Below are 19,750 nucleotides of genomic sequence, written 5' to 3' on the forward strand. Positions count from 1 at the left end.
GTCATGAGAAGAAACGACCTGTTTTTTCATCCGAAAAAGCTTTGAAGCTGTTTCTTATTTAAGATCCGTTGATTGGTACTGCCACGAATCGATAAGGAGTAATCGTGAAGTGTCTTGATATACCGTCCGTCGATCAAACCATCAACTCTCGAGAGAATCCGTCGGGCCAGAGCGTCATCAAGCAACTGTTCGAGCCGGTAACCGGTAAACAGATAGATATCATACCCGGTCAATGCATTGATCAGCTCGTATAACGCCTCTTGTTGCAAAAACGGTTCTCCGCCGGAAATCGTCACCCGGTGCGAACCAATCTGTCGAATCTGTTCAACGACATGCTGCAAGCTGTAGTCCTCTCCGCCTTCAACCGCCCAGGAATCCGGATTATGACATCCGGCACAGTGGTGAGGACAACCGGCAAAAAAAATGACCGTTCGCAGACCCGGACCGTCGACGACGGAATCAGCGAGAATGTGAAGTAGTCGCATGCTGCACCCGATCCCGTTCTTCTGCCCGTTTCGCAGGATTCCACCGGTCCATCGTTCCGACCAGGTATCCGGTGATTCGGCGAATCCGCTCGATCTCTTCTCCACCACACACCGGACAGGAGTATTCAATCGTCTGTTCCGTCCGGCACGTCAGACACCGGTCAATCGGATGATTGATTGAACCGTACCCGATACCGGCTTCTGCCATCAAGCGGACGATATCTTCGATCGCTTCCGGGTTTTCCGCGAGTGCTCCGTCCGTCTCGACATAGGTGATGTGTCCGCCGTTGCATAACGCATGAAACGGTGCTTCCAAACGGATTTTTTCGCGGATGGTCACACTCGTATCGACCGGCAGATGAAACGAGTTCGTATAATACGATTTATCGGTCACACGTTCGATTACACCGAATTGCTCTACATCCGCGGCCGTGAATTTTCCGGATAATCCTTCTGCCGGTGTCGCGAGTAAAGAAAAATTCAACCCGGTTTTTTTCCCGTACTGATCGACGACCGTCCGCATCAATCGAATCAAGGCTTGTCCAATCCGGTGGGCGAGTTCCGATTCCCCGTGATGTTGTCCCGTCAGGATGATCAACGCTTCCGCCAAACCAATGAACCCGACGGATAACGTTCCTTGCCGCAAGACGGGTTCGACCCGGTCTGATCCAGACAGCGTATGTCCGTCCCGCCAAATATGCCGATATAAAAAGGTAAACTCGTCCGCTGTCCGATTCGCCTGGTAATGGTACCGTTCAAGCAATTGTTCGCAAATCACTGCCGTATAGGTGGAGACGGCTTCAAACATCCGGTCCAGACTCTGCGTCATCATGGCCAGGCGAACGAGATTCAGACTCGTAAACGACAGATTCCCCCGCCCGACGACGGACGCTCGACCTTGCCGGTTCTCAAGGACACGTGTCCGGCAGCCCATGTACGCCACTTCTTCGTCCGGTTCACCATCCGGTGATTGGTTGAACGGGGCATCGAGAAAGGCAAAGTTCGGAAACAGACGTTTCCCGGTCACTTCGGTCGCCAGTTGAAACAAATCATAGTTCGGATCCTCCGAATGAAAATTGACCCCTGTCTTAACCTTAAAAATCTGAATCGGAAAAATCGGTGTCTCCCCTTTTCCGAGTCCTGCCCGTGTTGCTTCGAGAAGTGCGCGAATCAACAATCTGCCGAACGTTGAGGTATCCGTCCCGTAATTGATGGAGATGAACGGGACTTGCCCGCCACCACGTGAATGCATCGAATTCGTGTTATGAATAAACGCTTCACAGGCTTGATAGGTCATTTCATACGTTTCTGACATCGCATAGGCCCGCTTGCGTCGGTTGGACCATTTCGGGACCAATTCCCGGATTTTCTTCAGTTGCCGCTGAAAGGTTTTTTCGACAAACGGAGCGAGATCGTAATCAAACATCGGATAGGACTGCCCGCCGTGCTGCATGTTTTGATTCGCCTGCATGATGATGGCAGCAAGTGCCAACGCCGAGCGGATATCCTGTGCCGGACGAATCGATCCGTGAGTCATCGTAAATCCTTCCGTTAACAGCCGGCTAAGCGGCAGTTGGACACAGGTCGTCGTTCCGGTCACATAATAGTCGGCATCGTGGATATAGATGATATTTTCAGCAAGCGCCTGTTTCGCTTCGGTCGACAACAACATGTCCTGCATCATCTGTTTTGCTGCGGCACCCGCAAGACGGTTTAGCTTCCCGAGTGGTGATTTCCCATCGACATTGGCATTTTCCTGCATCTCATCCGTTGACGGATGTTGAACGATTTGTTCGTATAACGTCTGTACGTCCATCTTCATCTCTCCCTAAAGTCGTGTGGTTTCTATCTGTATCCCCACTATAGCGAGAGCTTTCCGAGACCGGCAATCCCTGCATATCTGAAACGATTTGCAAGCAAAACCGTCACTTCGTCACGAAATGTTTTCAGAAAATCGGACGAAATTCGGTCTATCCAACGTTTCCTCTCGCCTCTCTCGATATGAGAAACCTCACTTCCAACGAAAAAAGACAGGGCAGGAAAAGCGGATGATTCTTTCCGCACTCCCTGTCCTGTCCGATTTGAATTAATCCATTTCAATCAATGTATCGGAGACACTTGGTAACAATACCTTAAATACGGTGCCTTCTCCTAAAATTGATTCAACATCAATATTTCCATCATGTGCCCGAACGATTTCTTTACAAATTGAGAGGCCTAAACCCGTTCCACCGATTTTCCGGCTGTCGGAATTATCGACCCGGTAAAATTTACTGAACAGGTGTGGCATCGCACTGCTTGGAATCCCCAAGCCGAAATCCCGGACACTCAATTCAATCTGATTGTGGTGATGGGTCAAGGAAATGACGATATCGCCACCATCCGGTGAATATTTGATCGCATTGTTCAGTAAGTTTCCAATCAACTGTTTCATGCTGTTTTTATCCGCATTAATCAAGAATTCATGTTGCTCATCCACATCGAGTTGCAAGCGATGTTGTTCCGTCGCCGCTTGATAAAAACGTGTCTGTTCCCTCAAGACATCGATCAGATCAAACACTTCTTTATCATACGACTGTTTGCCGGACTCCATTCGTTGAACGTTCAAGAAATCGCTGACCAAATCCGTCAGCCGTTTTGATTCATCATGAATCGTCTGCAGATAGCGTTTATTCCGTTCGGGATCAAGCTTTCGTTTAAGCATCAGTTCGGTAAACCCATAAATCGACGAGAGCGGTGTCCGCAGTTCGTGTGAGACGGTGGAAACGAGCTCCGACTTCATCCGGTCGATTTCGGTCTCCGCCGTGACATCGCGGAAAACGAGAATCGTTCCTTTCGCCTGTTCGCCCTGGGTGATCTCTTCCGCATAAACCTGAATGAAATATTCTCCTTGATCAATCGATAAAGAGAACATCCCTTCCGGAATCTGACCGGACAAGACTTCTTCGAAATACGCTTCGAACGCCTCTTTTTGGTCAACCTGTTCAAACATCGTCTCAGGCCGTACTTCGAGGAAGGTCATCGAATCATTGTCTTCTTCAATTTGCAAAGATTCGAAGATATCAAACAAGGCTTGGTTTCCGAGAATTGCTTTTTCATCATGTTTGATATATAAAATCGCTTCCCGGACTGAATTGAGGAGTTGGGCGGTTTCCTTTCGTTCATACTCCATCTGCTCGTATAACGACATCCGCATCAGAGAAATGGCAATCTGTTTCGAGAACGATTCCAGTTCATTTAATTCCTTTTTATTAAACGCTTGATCGAATCGTGCCAAGTAGAGACATGCAATCAACTCTTCTTTTGCCGGATCCATGATGGGAATGACCCCTTCATAGATGTAGTACGGAAAGCCGATCAACGTATCGTTGGCCACTTTTTTCGACGAGTTCGCCATCTCTTTTGAAATCATCACCCGTTTGAGCAGCAACGATTCTGTTTTCAGACTTTCCTGTTGTTCCTCCGTCATCTCTTTTGGGACGACCGAAGAAATTTCATTGTTTTTAATGAGCAACAAGGCGCCAAACTCTGTTTTCGTCAAACGCACGATTGTACTGATGACCGAGGAGTAGTCAAACAAGCTTTCCTTTGAGGCCAACGTCTCAATCAATTCGTTTCGGTCTTGCAGATGCAGTTCGTTCGAACGTGTCACTTCCAGTGCCCGTTCTAGTTCGTTTTGTTTTTCTTTCAGCGTTTCTTGATTTTGTTCCATCAGTTGATTTTTACGGGATAATTCCGTATGTTGTGAAGAAATTGAACGCGCCATTTGATAGAAGGATCGTGTTAACTGACCCACTTCGTTTTCAATCGGAATGTCGTGTTCGAGCGAAATCGATTTTCCTTCCGCCAAACGCTGACTTTTGATATTCAATTCGTGTAACTGCATTGTCGACCGATGAACAAGCGGCCGGACAATGAACAATAAACATAAAAGAAAAATCAATAAGTTCAAAAACCAAAACCATTGTGTTTGCTGAAGCTGATCGAGAACCTGTTCTTTTGTCTGACCTGCTGCATTGTCGACATACAGATAACTGACAACAGACGTCACCACACCCAGTGCGAAGACACTGTAAAAAATCGCCATCAACTGTCTCCCTAATTTTTCGGTCATCCATTGTTTCATATTCATAAAAGCCTCCTACTAAAACTAAAAAAAATAAAGATCTGATGCGAGACTTGCATGCCGCATCACACCTTTATTTCCCTCAATCGTTTGGTTTCAATCCTTCTATTCCCAGCACTTAGTCAGGCGGCATCAGCTGAATGTCACACAATAGACCAATCACATCAACGATTTGCTGTTTTGACAAATCATCCGTATCGACATGGTTGGAGAAAACAGGATGTGCCAAGGCACGTAAACGTTCATCCGCCTGTCGTCCTCCCCATGATTGTGCGCGTTCGAAACGGCTTCTCAGACGACGCCGGATGGTTGCTGGACTTGCCATCAGCGCCACGTGTTGCACCTGATGCCCATTGCTTCTTAAGGCGCCGATGATTTCGTCAAAATAATCCGGATTTGTCAGCGTCATTGGTACGATGATGACCGCAGACGGCTGGTCCAATTGTTCGAGTAATACCAGATTCAACTGACGCCACAGCGGCTCATCTTGAAAATCATCTGCCAGCGTTTCGCGTGGAAGTTGCTGACGTAACAGCTGACCGGTCAATTCAGGATCAAACAGATATGATCGATTCGTTGCTGTAATCCTTGGGCAGCCATCGTTTTACCGACACCAAACGTCCCATTAATCCAAATAATCATTGTTCGGATGTACCACCTTTTTTTCCTTGGAAGTATTTTCCTTCAATATACCATTTGAATAATCCACGGTGCAAGGACACTGGCCAGGACAGCCGTCAACACCATCGTCAGCAGACCAACCGCCCCTTCACGCTGATCGAGACTCATCGATTTCGTCGCCCCCATGACATGGGCGATCGAGGCCAAACCGACGCCGCGACTGACGAAATGCCGAATCTTCAGACCGGTCATCAGTCGTGGACCGACGATTGAACCAACAAGCCCTGTCACAAGAACAAATGTCGCCGTCAAGGCGAGTGTTCCGCCGGACCGTTCCGAAATCGCCAAGGCGACAGGTAGCGTGACCGACTTCGGCAACAAGGCCAGATTCGTCGTCCGTTCAAGATGCAAGAGCAGTCCGAGCATTAAATCCGATGTTAATGCAATCAGCGTTCCGATACCGACACCAAGCAAAATCTCCGGAATAAAACGACGGACGTGATGACGGACATGGTAAAGCGGAATCGCGAATGCCGTAATCGCCGGTCCCAACATCTTTGATAAATACTGTCCGCCTGACATATAAACGGTGTGTGATGTCCCGCTCAGCACTAAGATGACAATGACGGCAGACGTCACTGTCAAAATCGGCAACATCCAGATAAACGGGTATTTCTGATACAACCAAAAGGCTCCGGCAAATAGCAGAACCGTCAGCATGAACCAAAGCAATGCTTCACTCATGTATGGTCCCCTCCTCTTTCCGGCGTGCCAGACGGTCGACGATGTACGCCGATCCGGTCAAGGTCAGCAAACTGCTGATGACAAGAATCACAAGCACTTGCAGACCCGATTGACGCATAAAATCGGTATAGTCCATGATGCCGGATAACGCCGGTACAAAAAACAGCGGCATGACCAACAATAGGAGCTTTCCCCCACGCTCCACATGGTCGATTTGAAGCAGACGGCTTTTTAATGCCAGATACAATAAAATCAATCCAATGATGTTTCCCGGTAACGGCAAATGCAAAGTCAGACTGATCCAGTCGCCAATCATGGCAAAACAAGAGATTAGAACGATTTGCAGGATAACGGTCACACCCAGTAAAGTTTTTGAACGCATAATGATTTCCCCTTATTTAACGTATTCGGGATTCATTATCCGCCTCACTTTGTGAACAATCAATGAAATGAGCTAGATTTGTCGAAGTAACCGTTCTCACAGGCAGAGAACCGTTTTTCTGTCACAATACAGACTGAAAACAGACCAATCTGTGTGAAAACAGATTGGTCCTTCTTTACATGACGCGCTTAAAGAGTTTTTCCAGCTCATAGGTCGTCCATTCGATGATGACCGGTCGACCGTGTGGGCATGTGAACGGCATGTCGGTTTTCGCAAGATCGGCAATCAATTGACGCATCATCTCGTGATTAAGAGGATGATTCGCTTTGATTGATTTTTTACATGCCATCATGATGGCGGCGTCCTCGCGGTAACTTTCGAGATCCACCTTCCGTTTCATCAAGGCTTCATCCATCAATTCCTGAATCGTCTCCTCTTGGCGATGGGACGGGAACCACGTCGGAACTTCACGGACGATGAAACTTTGTGGACCAAACGATTCCAATTCGATCCCGACATCACGCAATAACGGCAGGACTTCATCCATCCGTCGCATATCATCGCTTGCGATCTCAAACGTGTACGGCAACAACAGCTGCTGCCGTTGTTCGAGCGGGCGGCCGAACATGACTTTATACGTTTCATATTTAATCCGTTCCTGGGCGGCGTGTTGATCAATCAGATACATGCCGTCCGCTCCGGCACAAACGATATACGAAGAATGAAGCTGTCCGATGACATCGAGATGCGGAAACTTCGGACCGGTTGCGATCGGCTCGTCTACTTGTTCCGGTTGCAGGTGTGCTTGCGGCTCAATTGATGGCTCCCGGTTTGGTGTCACGGTCCGGTCATCACCCGTCTCCGTTCGTTTCGGGATCGGGTAGTTCCAGACCGACCGTGATGACAACTCTTCAACCGGTTCCGCAACGTAAGAAAACTCTAACTTCTCCTGTGCACTCGGATCTCTTTTTGGTTTCGGCGGGGTGACTTTCGGGATCAACGTCTGGCGGCTGAGCGTCAACCGGATCGTTTCTTGAATCAGTTGACCCAGTTCTACTTCTTTTGACAGGCGGACTTCCCGTTTCGCCGGATGGACGTTGACATCTATCAACAAGGGATCCATCGTCACTTCAATCACAGCAATCGGAAAACGACCAATCGGCAATAGTGTATGGTATCCATTTAAAACCGCTTGCGTCAGCGCGAAGTTTTTGACCGAACGTCCGTTTAGAATCAGCGTGATGTAATTTTTCGAAGCGCGTGTCACTTCCGGTTTGACGAGATGACATGTCAGCTGATAATCGGCCGTCGCTCCGGTCGCGACGAGTGTTCCTTGAATCGTCTGATGTCCGTAAACGCTGGCCAGTGCCTGCCGGACGTCTCCGGATCCGTTCGTCTGAATCAAAACTTTTCCTTCATGGACAGCGTACAGTTTGACGTCCGGATGGGCAAAAGCGACCCGGTTCAGGATATCCGTTATGGCTGCCAGTTCCGTATGCGTCGTCTTGAGGTACTTCAGTCGAGCCGGTGTATTAAAAAATAATTGCTCGACCGTCAGTTCCGTTCCGCGGTTCATCGCAATCGCCGAACGCTCCGTCAATGTCCCGTAATCAAGTGTCAGCTGAACCCCTTCCTGGTCTTCCCGCTTCGTTTTCAGCGTCACTTTACTGACGGACGCAATCGAGGCCAATGCCTCTCCCCGGAAACCAAGTGTCTTGATCCGGAACAAATCGTGTTCATCCTTGATTTTGCTTGTCGCATGGCGGACGAAGGCAAGTTCTGCATCTTCCGGATAAAAACCGTGACCGTTGTCACGGATCGTCATTCGTTTCATACCCGCTTCTTCCAGTTCAACATCGATTTGCGTCGCACCCGCATCGAGTGCATTTTCGACCAGTTCTTTAACGACAGAGGCGGGGCGTTCAACGACCTCACCTGCCGCAATCCGGTTCGCTAATGAATCCGATAGTTCCCGAATGATTCCCATGTGTTACGCCTCCTTACTTTCTTGCTTCTGCCTGCAGACGGTACAACGTGTTTAATGCTTCAAGCGGTGTCATGTTAATCAGATCAAGCGTCTGAATCGTTTCCCGCACCGGATCTGGCTCGGCAAAGAGACTCAGCTGATCGACGGGTTCCGCCTGAACGACTGCAGGCGGCGGAGACACAATCGCCCGCTCCTCAGTTTGTTCGAACTCCGATAACAAGACTTCCGCCCGGTCAATCAAGGAATCCGGCAGATCCGCTAACCGTGCCACATGAATCCCGTAAGATTGATCGGCTTTTCCGTCACGGACTTCATGCAGAAAGACGACTCGTCCATCCTGCTCGACCGCCCGGACATGGACGTTCGCGAGCCGCGGCATCGACTCCTCAAGAATGGTCAGTTCATGATAGTGCGTCGAGAACAATGTTTTGGCTCCGACATGCTCGGCGATGTGTTCGACGATAGCTTGCGCGAGGGCCATTCCGTCATATGTCGATGTACCGCGACCGATTTCATCGAGGAGAATCAATGATTGGTCGGTTGCCCGGGTCAAGGCCTCTTGTGTCTCGACCATCTCGACCATGAAGGTGGATTGTCCACTGACCAAGTCGTCGGCGGCTCCGATCCGCGTAAAGATTTGATCAAAGACCGGTAACTCTGCCCGGCTTGCCGGTACAAACGATCCAATCTGATGCAGCAAGGCAATCAGGGCAAATTGACGCATGTACGTCGATTTACCGGACATGTTTGGTCCCGTGATCAACAGCATTTCCCGATCCTCGTGTAAGGCGATGCCGTTCGCGACATATTCTCCGCGCGGCAGGACCGTCTCGATGACCGGGTGACGTCCGTTTTCGATAATCACGTTCCGTCCTGTAATCGTTAGCGGTCGGACATAGTCATGACGTTCTGCGATTTCCGCCAAGGCGACGAGGACATCCAGTTCCGCAATCCGCCGACTGACCCGTTGCAGGCTTTCAATCTGTGTTTTGACTTGATCCCGGACTTGGCAGAACAGTTCGTATTCGAGGGTAATGCTTTTTTCTTCCGCCCCGAGAATCAACGCTTCCTTCTCTTTTAGTTCCGGCGTGACATACCGCTCGGCGTTCGCAAGCGTCTGTTTGCGTTCATATCGTCCTTCCGGCAACAGTTTGGCGTTGGCCCGCGAGACTTCGATATAGTACCCGAATACCCGGTTATAACCAATTTTCAGCGTCTTGATACCGGTCGCCTGACGTTCACTCGCTTCAAGTGTTGCCAGCCATGTCTTTCCGTCTTTTGATGCCATTAGTAGTTCATCCAGTGCCGGGTCGAAGCCCGGTTGGATCATCCCGCCTTCTTTCGTCGAGATTGGCGGGGCCTCGACAAACGCACGGTCCAGCAAGTTAGTCAGTTCCTCATGTGGATCGAGCCCGAGTGCCAGTTGTCCCAAGCGGTCGCTCAACAGTTCCTCAAGCGCGGCTTGAATACGCGGAATCAAGCGGAGCGTCGATTTCAATTGGACGAGATCACGGGCAGAAGCTGTCCCATATCCGACTTTCGCGACCAATCGTTCCAAATCGTATACTTCCCGCAGCGTATCTTTCAACTGTTGCCGCTCAAAATAATGCGCCAACAATTCTTCGACGGCGTCGAGCCGTTCTGTAATCGTCCGTTCCGACAGCAATGGTTTTTCGAGCCAGCGTTTCAGCATCCGTCCGCCCATCGCTGTTCCGGTCACATCTAACAGACCGAGCAATGACCCTTTTTTATCGCCGGTCCGAGCAGAACGGACCAGTTCCAGATTCTTGACGGTATTCGGCTCCAGTTGCATAAAATCAGCCGCTTCATAGACCAGCGCCGGTTGTAAATGCGCAAGCGACCGTTTTTGCGTATCGTGCATATACGCGTACAAGACAGCAAAGGCATCTGCTTGTGCCGCATCAATCGCCCGGTCACCGTGCGGATGACTTTCCCGGCGTGTACTTTCCGTCATCGGAATCTGCAGATGGCTGAGTGCCGCTTCGTGTTCTCGCGTCGTGATGATGATTTCGCGCGGCAGGATGATGCTTAACTCCTTCGCGACCGCATCAAGCGTCGCAACACTCGTCAAGGCACTTTCTCCGGTCGAGACATCGCCGCGGGCGATACCGAATCGTCCATCCTGTTCGACGACTGCAACGAGATACCGGTTTTCTTTTTCCGTCAACGACGACATCAAGGTCCCCGGCGTGATGACTTGGACGACTTCACGTTTGACGAGTCCTTTCGTCAACTTCGGATCTTCGACCTGATCGCACAAAGCGACTTTATAACCCCGTTCGATCAATTGTTCGATGTAGCCGTTTGCCGCATGGTGCGGCACACCGCACATCGGGATCGGGTGTTCGGCATTCTTGCCGTTTTTGGCCGTCAATGTCAATTCCAGTTCATGTGCCACTTGTTTGGCATCCTCAAAAAATAACTCATAAAAATCACCGAGACGATAAAATAAAAAGGCATCGGGATAATCAGCCTTAATGGAAAAATATTGTTTCATCATCGGCGTATTGTGGACTGCTTCCATGATTTTCACCTCATTCGCGTAAAAAGCCGACGGGAATCCGTCGGCTTTTCCAATTCAGTTCATTGATTAATAGCCGCAACCGCCGCTTTTATTTTCTGCTTCCATACCGCTGCCTGTTTTCCCCGCCAAGACATCGCCATCTGTCGCTTCGATGATTTGATCCGTGATTCCGTTTGAGATCGTCACCGTCACATATTGAAGAAGTCCGTTTACTTCTTCCTGGGATTCTTGGAATTGTTGCACGACCGGCATCTCGTCGAGTTCTGCGAATAATTTATCCAGTTTTGCTTCGACACGTGCCAATGCTTCCGTTTTACCGTAATGCTGGCAGTTGACTGCTTCTTTTTGCAGGAACTTGATTTGTTTCATCATCTTTTGAACTTTTTCGTTCCCGTTGATGTTCGCTTCAGCAGCTTTGAATCGTTCTACTTCTGATGTCTCAGAAATCATTTTCGCGATTTCATTGGCCTTTTCGATGATTTGTTCATCTGTGTACATAAACATTCGTCCCCTCTATCGGAAGCGGTGATCCCGCTACGCTTATCGTATCTACGAACGATGACTCGTTCTTAACGCATTCATTATACCGTTCTCTTCAAGGGGTGACAAGAATAGTTCCTTATTCAATCGATCGCCACAACAAATAGGCGGCATGACTGCGGTACGGCGCAAATTCTTCCGCTAACAGGACCGCTTCTTCGACACTTGGACGACTCCACGCAACCGTTCGAACGCCCGTAAAATGCCAATGTCGGACGCTGGAAACAAATCTTCCCGTCCATAGCCAAACATCAAAACGTTTTGCACTGTCCAGGGACCGACCCCTTTTAGGGCAATCAATGTCTCGGCGATCGTTGCGTCAGACGCTTCCGTCAACTCGTCAAAATCAATCTCGGTCCGCGCTGCACCAAGGAGATACTCGACTTTTCGTCCGGATAGTTGAAGTGCTCGAAGCTGATCCGGTTCGATTTTCCGTAACTGGTCTGCCGTCGGCGGGAAAATCACCCCGTCCTGTTCCGTTCCGAACGTCCGGCAGAACCGTTCCATCAGGACTTGCGCAAATGCCAGATTAATTTGTTGATGAATGATTGACCGGATCAGTGCAGTAAACGGACTGATATCGAGCACAAGCCGCTCCGCTCCGAACGTCGCCACGACTTCCGAAAGCGACGTCTTTGATAGGTGCTGACTTGGATTCATCGTATCCAGACGAAACCGACGGCACAATTGCTGCACCATCGGTTCCCGTGGACCTTTCCCGGACAAAAGAAGTGTCCGAGGCCCGGATGCTTCAATCTGACCGACGAACTTTCCTTCCGGCAACAAAAGCGGGACAAACAATCGACCGTCCTGTTCGACTTGTAAACGGTCACCGCGAAGTCGCTTCCGGATACCGGCAAAGTCATACTCCTCTTCTAAAATCACTTGTTCCTGCCACATACCATCGCTCCCTCAGCCAATGAATAGTTTGATTCCACCCAGAATCAGACCAATGAAAAAACCGCAAATCGCGCCGTTGACGCGAATCCATTGCAAATCGTTCCCGACCTTGTCCTCAATCATATGAATTAACGTTTCCGTATCAAAACGATTTAAGTTTTCCCGGACCAAGCCACCGATTTTTTGATGGTTTTGATCAACGAACCGAACAAGCTGGTCTTTCATCCAACGGTCACTTTCTTCTTTGAACGTCGGATGTTGATCCCACTCGTTCAGCGCTTGGTTCATCAATGGTAAAGCACGGCTTTCCCAGAAGGAGTCGGATCCTAAATACGTTTTCAGCTCCTCGATTCCTGCCGTGTAGGCCCGGTTCAAGACCGGTTGCAGATCAAAGCGATCCACTTCCGCTGCTTTCCATTGGTCAATTTTGGCAAGCCGCTCTTCATCTTGAATCAATTGCGCTAAATTTCGGCGGACGTGATCGAGAATCGCCAGACGGTTCGGATGATGCACTTTTTTCATATCTTCAATCACACTCAGCAGAACCGATTGAATGACAAGACTCAACCGTTCTTCCGAATAAACCTTTTGTACCGTCTTCGCCGTAACGCGTAAAAAGGTATTTTTTTCTTGATCAATCATCGCGTGATACGCCAGGCGTCCAATCTGATCACGAATCACGGGGTCTTCGAGCAACCGTTGCCCGTAACCGAGTAATTGATCGATTGCGAGTTCATCAAGGCGCCGTTCCTCGTTTAATCCCATCAATCGTTCTGCCAATCTTTTTGATGGATAAGCTTTGACCGTATCGGAAATCCGCTCATCGACGACTTTCAGAATCGCCTCTTTCGGCAGTTTGTGCAAAATACCGGTCAACAGTTCCGTGACCGTCGAACGAAACGCCGGTAACAGGACAATCGAACGCAATAATTTGATGAAACGGTCGGCTAGCGTCATATGCCGCAACTTTTCGACGATACTCTCTTTATTGAGCAAATCTTTTTCGAGCATCTGGACGATTGACTCGATGACCCGCTCCCGGTTTTTCGGCAAAAGGTTTGTATGGGGAATTTTCAGTCCGAGCGGATGGCGGAATAACGCTGTGATGGCAAACCAGTCCGCAATCCCGCCGACAAGGCCTGCTTCAAAACCGCTTTGCAGCCAAAACACCCAATCGTTTTCTTTAAACGGCAACGAGGCAATAAAGCCGACTGCCATAAAAATCAGGGACACGGTCGCGAGACGACGGGTCGATGATTTTGGTTTTATTTGTTGTTGCAAGATGGTTCCTCCTTCTCGCTGCATTTTTTGTCATACTTCGTATACGTTATGAAACGCATCCAAGTTTCGACATGAAAGAGTCCCAGCCTCATCCGGACTGGGACTCATTATGTAGTTAAAACGTAAACTCACCGAAATTTTCGCCGTCCCATGTTGCTGTGGCCGTCGATACAAAATAGACGAGTCCGTTTCCAAATGTATTTTCCATCAATGAAACGATTTGATGGCCGGCTGTCTGTTCGACGAACGCCAAGCGGACTTCCTCTTTTCCTTGATAAATCCGTTCATATACGCTTAATCCCCGGGCATTGATGAAGGTGCGGGCGTTTGTAAAAATCAACGGACCGACTTCCGGACGACGTTCTTGAATGAAATGTTGACACTTGTCCTCAAACTGATTCAATCTCGTTCACTCCTTCTCTCTCTTTTTCGCTCATGATTAACTACTTCCCGTCTCGCCTCAATCATAATCCTGTTCTCCAAAAAAAGCGACCATCCGGCCGCTTCTTTCATGATTTACCAAATTCTTTTCTAAATCTTCACACCAAATTCCCGGGCCACATGAATGGCGGAAGTCGTCGCCCCAATCGTTCCGGCACCCGGAAACACAGTATCCCCGATGATATAGAGTCCCGGGACACCCGTCCGAAACGAGGCAGCGCGAAACAGACTGGTTGACGGCAATTGCGGATATCCACCGACACCGCCATCCGGACGTGATGTATAGCGGACCCAGGCACCCGGTCCACCGGGATGGCGCTCGATGACTTGATTTCTAAAACCGGGAAATTCACACTCTAAAATCGTTTCGAATTTTTCCTGCATGGTTTCGACTTGCCGGTCATAACGCTCCCGGTCGTCACGTGCGAACTGACCAATCGGAATATGACAGGACATCGTCAACGTCCGACACCCGGCCGGTGCCCGATCGATGTCTCCTGTCCGAGATAAAGAGATGAACGCATGACCCGACGGTAAAATCGGATTGTGAATTTGCCGAAATGCGTGGTCATCTTGAATGATTGTCTCAGGAATCGCCGCATAATACGTAAACGTCGCCCACTGCGTTAAGTCAGCTTGCCGCTTATACGTCCGGCGTAATACCGGCCGCAAGGAGGGTCCGACCAGTTGTTGCATCGCTTCAATCGGCACGGCACCGATGACGGCATCTGCAAGTAAGAGTCGTCCCCGCCGGTCTTCCAGTAAAAAACCATCCGCCGTTTGACGCACAGAGGTGATTTTACGACCGAGCAACACCGTCGCGCCGTCCGTTTCAGCAGCAGCCTTTAAACGTTCGGCGATCCGATAGAGTCCACCCGGAACATAATACGCCCCGTCATGATAAATCGATAACGCAACAGCTCCAAGCAACGCCGAAGCTTCTTTTCCCGTCTGCATACTGTCGAGTAAAATCCCGTCGATCAGTTGTGCAAAAATTGTCCCGTCCAACTGATGTTTCCGGAGAATGTCACCAATCGTCCGCGTCAGATAAGGTAGTAATGGCAAACTTGCTTTTGTTTCTTGGACGATCATCCGCGCATCGTGCAACGTCTTAAGCGGTAATGCCGGTAATGCCTGCATCAACGGTCGGACGTGCCGCTGAATTCGATCCAGTTCATCAAAAAAGTGTTGAATCGAGTCTGCCTGATCGCGGAACTGATTCTTCAGATGTGCGATGAAACGGTCACGGTCACGATAATAGAGGATGTCATGCCCTGCCAGCTTGATTGCCATGACGGTTTCGAGCAACTCGACAGGCTGGTCGATTTGCAGATGCTGCAACACCCGGTCATGAATACCGCCGGACTCAAAACCCATTCCGAGTGTCGCTCCGACCGGATAGGTGAAGTCTTTTCGGGTAAACTTACCCGCTGACCCGCCCCATTCACGGCTTCCTTCGCACAAAGTCACGTCATGCCCGTTTCGAGCGAGTAACGCTGCAGCGGTGACTCCCGCTATTCCGCCTCCGATGATGACAATCCGTTTCATGACGGTTCCTCCTCTGTTTCTGTGACTAGATTTTCTTTAAACAAAAAATTGCGGACTTCTTTGAAAACCGGTTCCCGGCGATGGATCGTAAAATGATCATATTTATAAGATTTCGTTTTGATGTTTTCCGTATACGCATTAAGCGCAAACGAGCTTTTGAGCGGAATCAAATTGAAGTCTCCGCCTTTCGCCCCAAAAGAATAGACCAGCACATCCCGTGGCCATGTGTCCAAGCGATCCTTCAGATTTTTCATCGCCGCTGAATTTTCAGCCAAATCCTGAATCGCCGGACTGTTTGTATTCGTCCCGAACGGAGCAAGTGTCAATCCAAGCGTCGCATAATCCGAACCGCTGATCGGTGCATCGAGCGTCACCACTTTCCGGACATGGTACGGAATATCTTCTTTCAGCGTATAGGCGACGACATCGACCCCGCCCATACTGTGGCCGACCAGTTGGATGTCCGTAAAAGTCGCCTGTTGCTTTTGGTCATACTGTTCAATTGCTGCACTGAGCCATTTTTGTTGATTAGCAAGACTGGCTTCATCGTCTTCAAAGACGATTCGGACAAGCGGATACCCGGTAGTAGATGGTTTGACGTCACACGCCACTTTCCCGTTACGCGAGACATCACACCGTCCGCCGTCATCTGCCAGCTTCTTTTTCGTGAAATCATCAATCATCGGCAGGAATGTCCGCTCTGTCCCGAACAATCCATGGACCATGAACGTCGGTGTGATTTCCCCGACCTGTTGCGTGACAATCTGCTTTGTCGGCGGCGGGGCACTCGACGTCTCGTCAGCAAAGAACCACCAGGCACTGCCGCCGACTAGCAGACAGACGAGTACTGAGATGCCAATTGTCTGAAGTTGTCGGCGCCGTAATTTCCGGACATGATGGACAATCCAGAATACGAGCAGACAAACACCAATCAACAGGACGATCCCGGTTACGATCCAGCCGGTCGGATTCGGAACATAGGCAATCAGCTGTAACTGGTTGTCCTTTGTGCCGTACAGTTTCCACGAAACATTGTTATGGTTCGCCCAGTCGATTTTTTCCCCGTTCTGCAGACCAATCACTTTCGGTCCATGAAGATTGATTTCGATATCCGCCTGCCGAAGATAACGATCAGCTAATTTTTTAACTTGTCCAGTCGGCTGATAGCCTTTGATGTTCAACCGGTCAATACTCAAATCAATGTTCGTATCCAATCGATACGTATTAAACCAAAATCCTTTTTCCTGTTTGACTTCATACGTCGTATCCGGTGGGATGAGAATACCGCCGATCCCTGTTTTCCATTCATCTTTAATCGTTGCCAAGTCTTCAAATTTAGCAAATTTCTTTTTCATCCGGATACCTTCATAATCATCCTGCGTCCTGAACGTCTCTGCCGCGTACCCGTTCTTCTCAGCCTGTTTGACATACGTATTCCAGTCCGGATTCAAATTAAGTAGTCGCGCTACAGGATGCTCTTTTGCAGCATATGTCGTTTTTAAGGTGACACTTTTATCGGTATGGACCGTCGCATCATATTGAATACGGATACATCCCCCAAGTACCATTGCCATCAAGGCAAACGACAGGACAATAAGTTTTTTTCGTTTGCTGATCAAATCGTCACACGCCCTTTCTCTCTCCTATCGTCTCATTTTCTTTTCCCTAAGTCGGAAGTCCTCATGCTTCAAAATAAGAATGTCCAAAAAAATGTAACAGACTTTAACCTGTCACACTCTATTTATTTAGATACTTGGAAACCATTCCAATCTCTTTTCGCTACTTTTTCAGAAGAATAGTAGCTGATTCCATTTTTAATCTTTTAAAATCCATTATTTTCGCCATTATAACAATTCTTATAGCGGTTATCAGCAATTGAGTGCCTGTCCTTCAGCATATGATTTTTGAAAAATGTGTAATGATTTTTATTTCCGTATAGTTTATAGAAATAAAAAATCGGAAAGTCCGGCATACCAAATTTGTCATTGCATCTCCATTTTTTGTTTGTTATCATTCAACTTGAATATGACAATGATAATCATTATCAATTAATTCGTGAGAGATACAAACACCTACATATTCACGAACGGATTGAGTTGATGCATTGTCCACATCAAAAGGAGATGAATCAAAATGGGGACACTCAAAACATCGATGGTGATCAGCTCTCTCGCCTTCCTACTCGCCGCGTGCGGTACTGCAAACGAAACGACTACGACGGACAGCAAGAAATCTGCCGCTGAAACGGTCGAAATCACTGATGCACACGGTACAGTCAAGGTACCTGTAAAACCGAAGAAAGTCGTGGCACTCGATAACCGGACATTCGAGACACTCGCTGCCTGGGACGTTGAACTCGTTGCTGCTCCGGTCGGACTGTTACCGGCGGAATCACCTTACGCCAAGGACAAGGACATCGTCGACGTCGGGATGCACTTCGAGCCGAACCTCGAAGCGATTGCCGGGGTTGATCCCGATGTCGTCATCGTCGGTCAACGCTTTGCGGACTATTACGATGACATTAAAAAGTTGGTCCCGGAAGCAGCTGTCATCGATCTCGACATCGCGTTACCTGAAGATTCCGGAACGCCGGGTGAACTGTTAATTAAAGGTCTCGAAGATACGACACAGACACTGGGTCAAATTTTTGCCAAGGAACAAGAAGCAGACCGACTCGTCACGACCTTCGAACAATCGATTCAGGACGTGAAAAAATCCTATAACGGAAAAGACAGCGTCATGTCGGTCATCGTTTCAGGTGGAGACATCGGTTTCTCTGCTCCGATGAGCGGTCGTGTCTTTGGACCGATGTATGACATCTTCGGCTGGAAACCCGCACTTGAAGTCAAGCAAAAATCAGGCAACGATCAAGGAGACGAGGTTTCGGTCGAAGCGATCGCACAAAGCAATCCGGACCGTTTGCTTGTCTTAGATCGTGACGCCCCGCTCGGAAACGCAAAAGATGCTGTTCCCGCAGAAGACGTCATCGATCGTGCACCGGCGCTCCAAAAGACGACAGCCGTCAAAGAAGACCGGATTGTGTATACACCAAAGGATATGTACTTGAACGAGTCGATTCAGACCTATTCGGAATTTTTCCAAAGCGTTTCGAAAGCGTTCGTGAAGTAAATGGAACAGACTAAGCCGCAACAAGTGAATGGAAGTGTTGAGCCGAATGCTCGACCTTCCTTTTCTGTCGTTTGGACGCCGCCGTTCATCATCGCTCTCCTGATCATCGGTCTGCTTGCCGTTACTTCCCTGTTGACCGGAGTCTATGAACTCAGCAACACGGCGAATGACTTTTCTATGTTTTGGATTACACGTGTTCCGCGAACAATCGCCCTGATGCTGACAGGTGCAGCGATGGCGATGGCGGGACTCGTCATGCAGCTGATTACACAGAACCGGCTCGTCGAACCGACGACGACCGGTACGATTGAATGGGCGGGACTTGGACTATTGACCGTTTATCTGCTTGTCCCGGCACCGACACTGATGATGCGGATGACCGGTGCGATCGTATTCGCTTTTATCGGCACGATGGTGTTCTTTTGGTTCCTGCGTTCGGTCCAGCTCCGTTCTTCGCTGATCGTACCGATCATCGGACTGATGCTCGGCGCTGTCATCTCGGCCATTTCCACTTTCTTAGGTTTATACTTCCGGGCGAGTCAGGCACTGGAAGGATGGTTCGTCGGATCGTTTTCATCCGTCCAGATCGGTCGCTATGAATACTTATGGATTATTGTCGGGGTCACGTTTTGTATCTTTTTTCTCGCCAATCGCTTAACGTTGGTCGGTCTCGGTGAAGATATCGCGACCAGTCTCGGTATTCATTACAACCGTCTCATGATGCTTGCGACAGGCCTGATCGCTCTATCCGTCGGAATCGTCGCGACGGTCATCGGAAATTTACCGTTTCTCGGTCTGATCGTTCCGAACCTTGTCTCGATGATGCGCGGTGATGACTTGCGCAGTAACTTGCCATGGGTCTGCGTCATCGGGATGGGGACGGTTCTCATCAGTGATTTGGTTTCGCGGACGTTGATCCGCCCCTTTGAACTGCCGGTCTCACTGATCCTTGGAACAGTCGGTGCAGCAGTCTTCATTCTCATCCTATTGCGGCAACGAAAAAGAGGAGGTATCCGATGAG

17 protein-coding genes are annotated in these 19,750 nt (G+C 49.2%); 2 read left to right on the plus strand and 15 right to left on the minus strand.

Features of this window, described 5'->3' with window-relative positions:
• Positions 1-26: 26 nt before the first annotated feature.
• From nrdG to P402_RS0111285, 15 genes are all read right to left on the minus strand, one after another.
• Complete coding sequence (gene nrdG, locus P402_RS0111220; protein ID WP_026828779.1) at positions 27-485, minus strand: anaerobic ribonucleoside-triphosphate reductase activating protein; 459 nt, start codon at positions 483-485, stop codon at positions 27-29.
• Positions 460-2,301 carry an anaerobic ribonucleoside triphosphate reductase gene (locus tag P402_RS0111225; protein WP_034769930.1) on the minus strand — a complete coding sequence of 614 codons (1,842 nt, stop codon included), beginning with the start codon at positions 2,299-2,301 and terminating at the stop codon, positions 460-462. The genes nrdG and P402_RS0111225 overlap by 26 nt, the downstream gene beginning before the upstream one ends.
• Before the next feature lie 270 nt (positions 2,302-2,571).
• Positions 2,572-4,611: an ATP-binding protein gene (locus tag P402_RS0111230; RefSeq protein WP_026828781.1), complete on the minus strand. Its 2,040-nt coding sequence runs from the start codon at positions 4,609-4,611 to the stop codon at positions 2,572-2,574.
• A gap of 118 nt (positions 4,612-4,729) precedes the next feature.
• Positions 4,730-5,158: a zeta toxin family protein gene (locus P402_RS16510; protein ID WP_235188869.1), complete on the minus strand. Its 429-nt coding sequence runs from the start codon at positions 5,156-5,158 to the stop codon at positions 4,730-4,732.
• Entirely contained in the window at positions 5,155-5,253 is a 99-nt protein-coding gene (locus P402_RS17195; protein WP_235188870.1) for an AAA family ATPase, read from the minus strand. The genes P402_RS16510 and P402_RS17195 overlap by 4 nt, the downstream gene beginning before the upstream one ends.
• 42 nt (positions 5,254-5,295) lie before the next feature.
• Entirely contained in the window at positions 5,296-5,976 is a 681-nt protein-coding gene (locus tag P402_RS0111240) for an LrgB family protein (RefSeq protein ID WP_026828782.1), read from the minus strand.
• A complete protein-coding gene (locus P402_RS0111245; protein WP_026828783.1) occupies positions 5,969-6,358 on the minus strand; it encodes a CidA/LrgA family protein in 390 nt (129 codons plus the stop codon). Before P402_RS0111245 ends, P402_RS0111240 begins: the two co-directional genes overlap by 8 nt.
• Positions 6,359-6,533: 175 nt before the next feature.
• Positions 6,534-8,345 (minus strand): DNA mismatch repair endonuclease MutL, encoded by a 1,812-nt coding sequence (gene mutL / locus P402_RS0111250; RefSeq protein WP_026828784.1) that lies wholly within the window; start codon positions 8,343-8,345, stop codon positions 6,534-6,536.
• A 13-nt stretch (positions 8,346-8,358) separates the two neighbouring features.
• On the minus strand, positions 8,359-10,890 hold the full coding sequence (gene mutS / locus P402_RS0111255) for a DNA mismatch repair protein MutS (protein ID WP_026828785.1): 2,532 nt from the start codon (positions 10,888-10,890) through the stop codon (positions 8,359-8,361).
• A gap of 66 nt (positions 10,891-10,956) precedes the next feature.
• Entirely contained in the window at positions 10,957-11,394 is a 438-nt protein-coding gene (locus P402_RS0111260; protein ID WP_026828786.1) for a RicAFT regulatory complex protein RicA family protein, read from the minus strand.
• Between the two features lie 177 nt (positions 11,395-11,571).
• Positions 11,572-12,330: a DNA-3-methyladenine glycosylase family protein gene (locus tag P402_RS16515; RefSeq protein ID WP_235188871.1), complete on the minus strand. Its 759-nt coding sequence runs from the start codon at positions 12,328-12,330 to the stop codon at positions 11,572-11,574.
• A gap of 12 nt (positions 12,331-12,342) precedes the next feature.
• The gene (locus tag P402_RS0111270; RefSeq protein ID WP_026828787.1) at positions 12,343-13,611 is read right to left on the minus strand and encodes a DUF445 domain-containing protein; all 1,269 of its coding nucleotides are present in this window, start codon (positions 13,609-13,611) and stop codon (positions 12,343-12,345) included.
• A 115-nt stretch (positions 13,612-13,726) separates the two neighbouring features.
• Positions 13,727-14,014, minus strand: coding sequence for a hypothetical protein (locus P402_RS0111275; protein ID WP_012369943.1), 288 nt, complete (start codon positions 14,012-14,014; stop codon positions 13,727-13,729).
• Between the two features lie 128 nt (positions 14,015-14,142).
• Positions 14,143-15,600, minus strand: coding sequence for a phytoene desaturase family protein (locus tag P402_RS0111280; protein ID WP_026828788.1), 1,458 nt, complete (start codon positions 15,598-15,600; stop codon positions 14,143-14,145).
• Positions 15,597-17,219, minus strand: coding sequence for a DUF3153 domain-containing protein (locus tag P402_RS0111285; RefSeq protein ID WP_026828789.1), 1,623 nt, complete (start codon positions 17,217-17,219; stop codon positions 15,597-15,599). The genes P402_RS0111280 and P402_RS0111285 overlap by 4 nt, the downstream gene beginning before the upstream one ends.
• A gap of 514 nt (positions 17,220-17,733) precedes the next feature.
• Here P402_RS0111285 and P402_RS0111290 point away from each other — a divergent pair.
• Together P402_RS0111290 and P402_RS0111295 are read left to right on the plus strand one after the other, a co-directional pair.
• Positions 17,734-18,729: a siderophore ABC transporter substrate-binding protein gene (locus P402_RS0111290; protein ID WP_026828790.1), complete on the plus strand. Its 996-nt coding sequence runs from the start codon at positions 17,734-17,736 to the stop codon at positions 18,727-18,729.
• Positions 18,730-19,749: an ABC transporter permease gene (locus P402_RS0111295; RefSeq protein WP_051525158.1), complete on the plus strand. Its 1,020-nt coding sequence runs from the start codon at positions 18,730-18,732 to the stop codon at positions 19,747-19,749. It begins immediately after the preceding gene.
• The last annotated feature ends 1 nt before the right edge of the window (position 19,750 follow it).

This window comes from Exiguobacterium sibiricum 7-3, assembly GCF_000620865.1.
Lineage (GTDB): Bacteria > Bacillota > Bacilli > Exiguobacteriales > Exiguobacteriaceae > Exiguobacterium_A > Exiguobacterium_A sibiricum_A.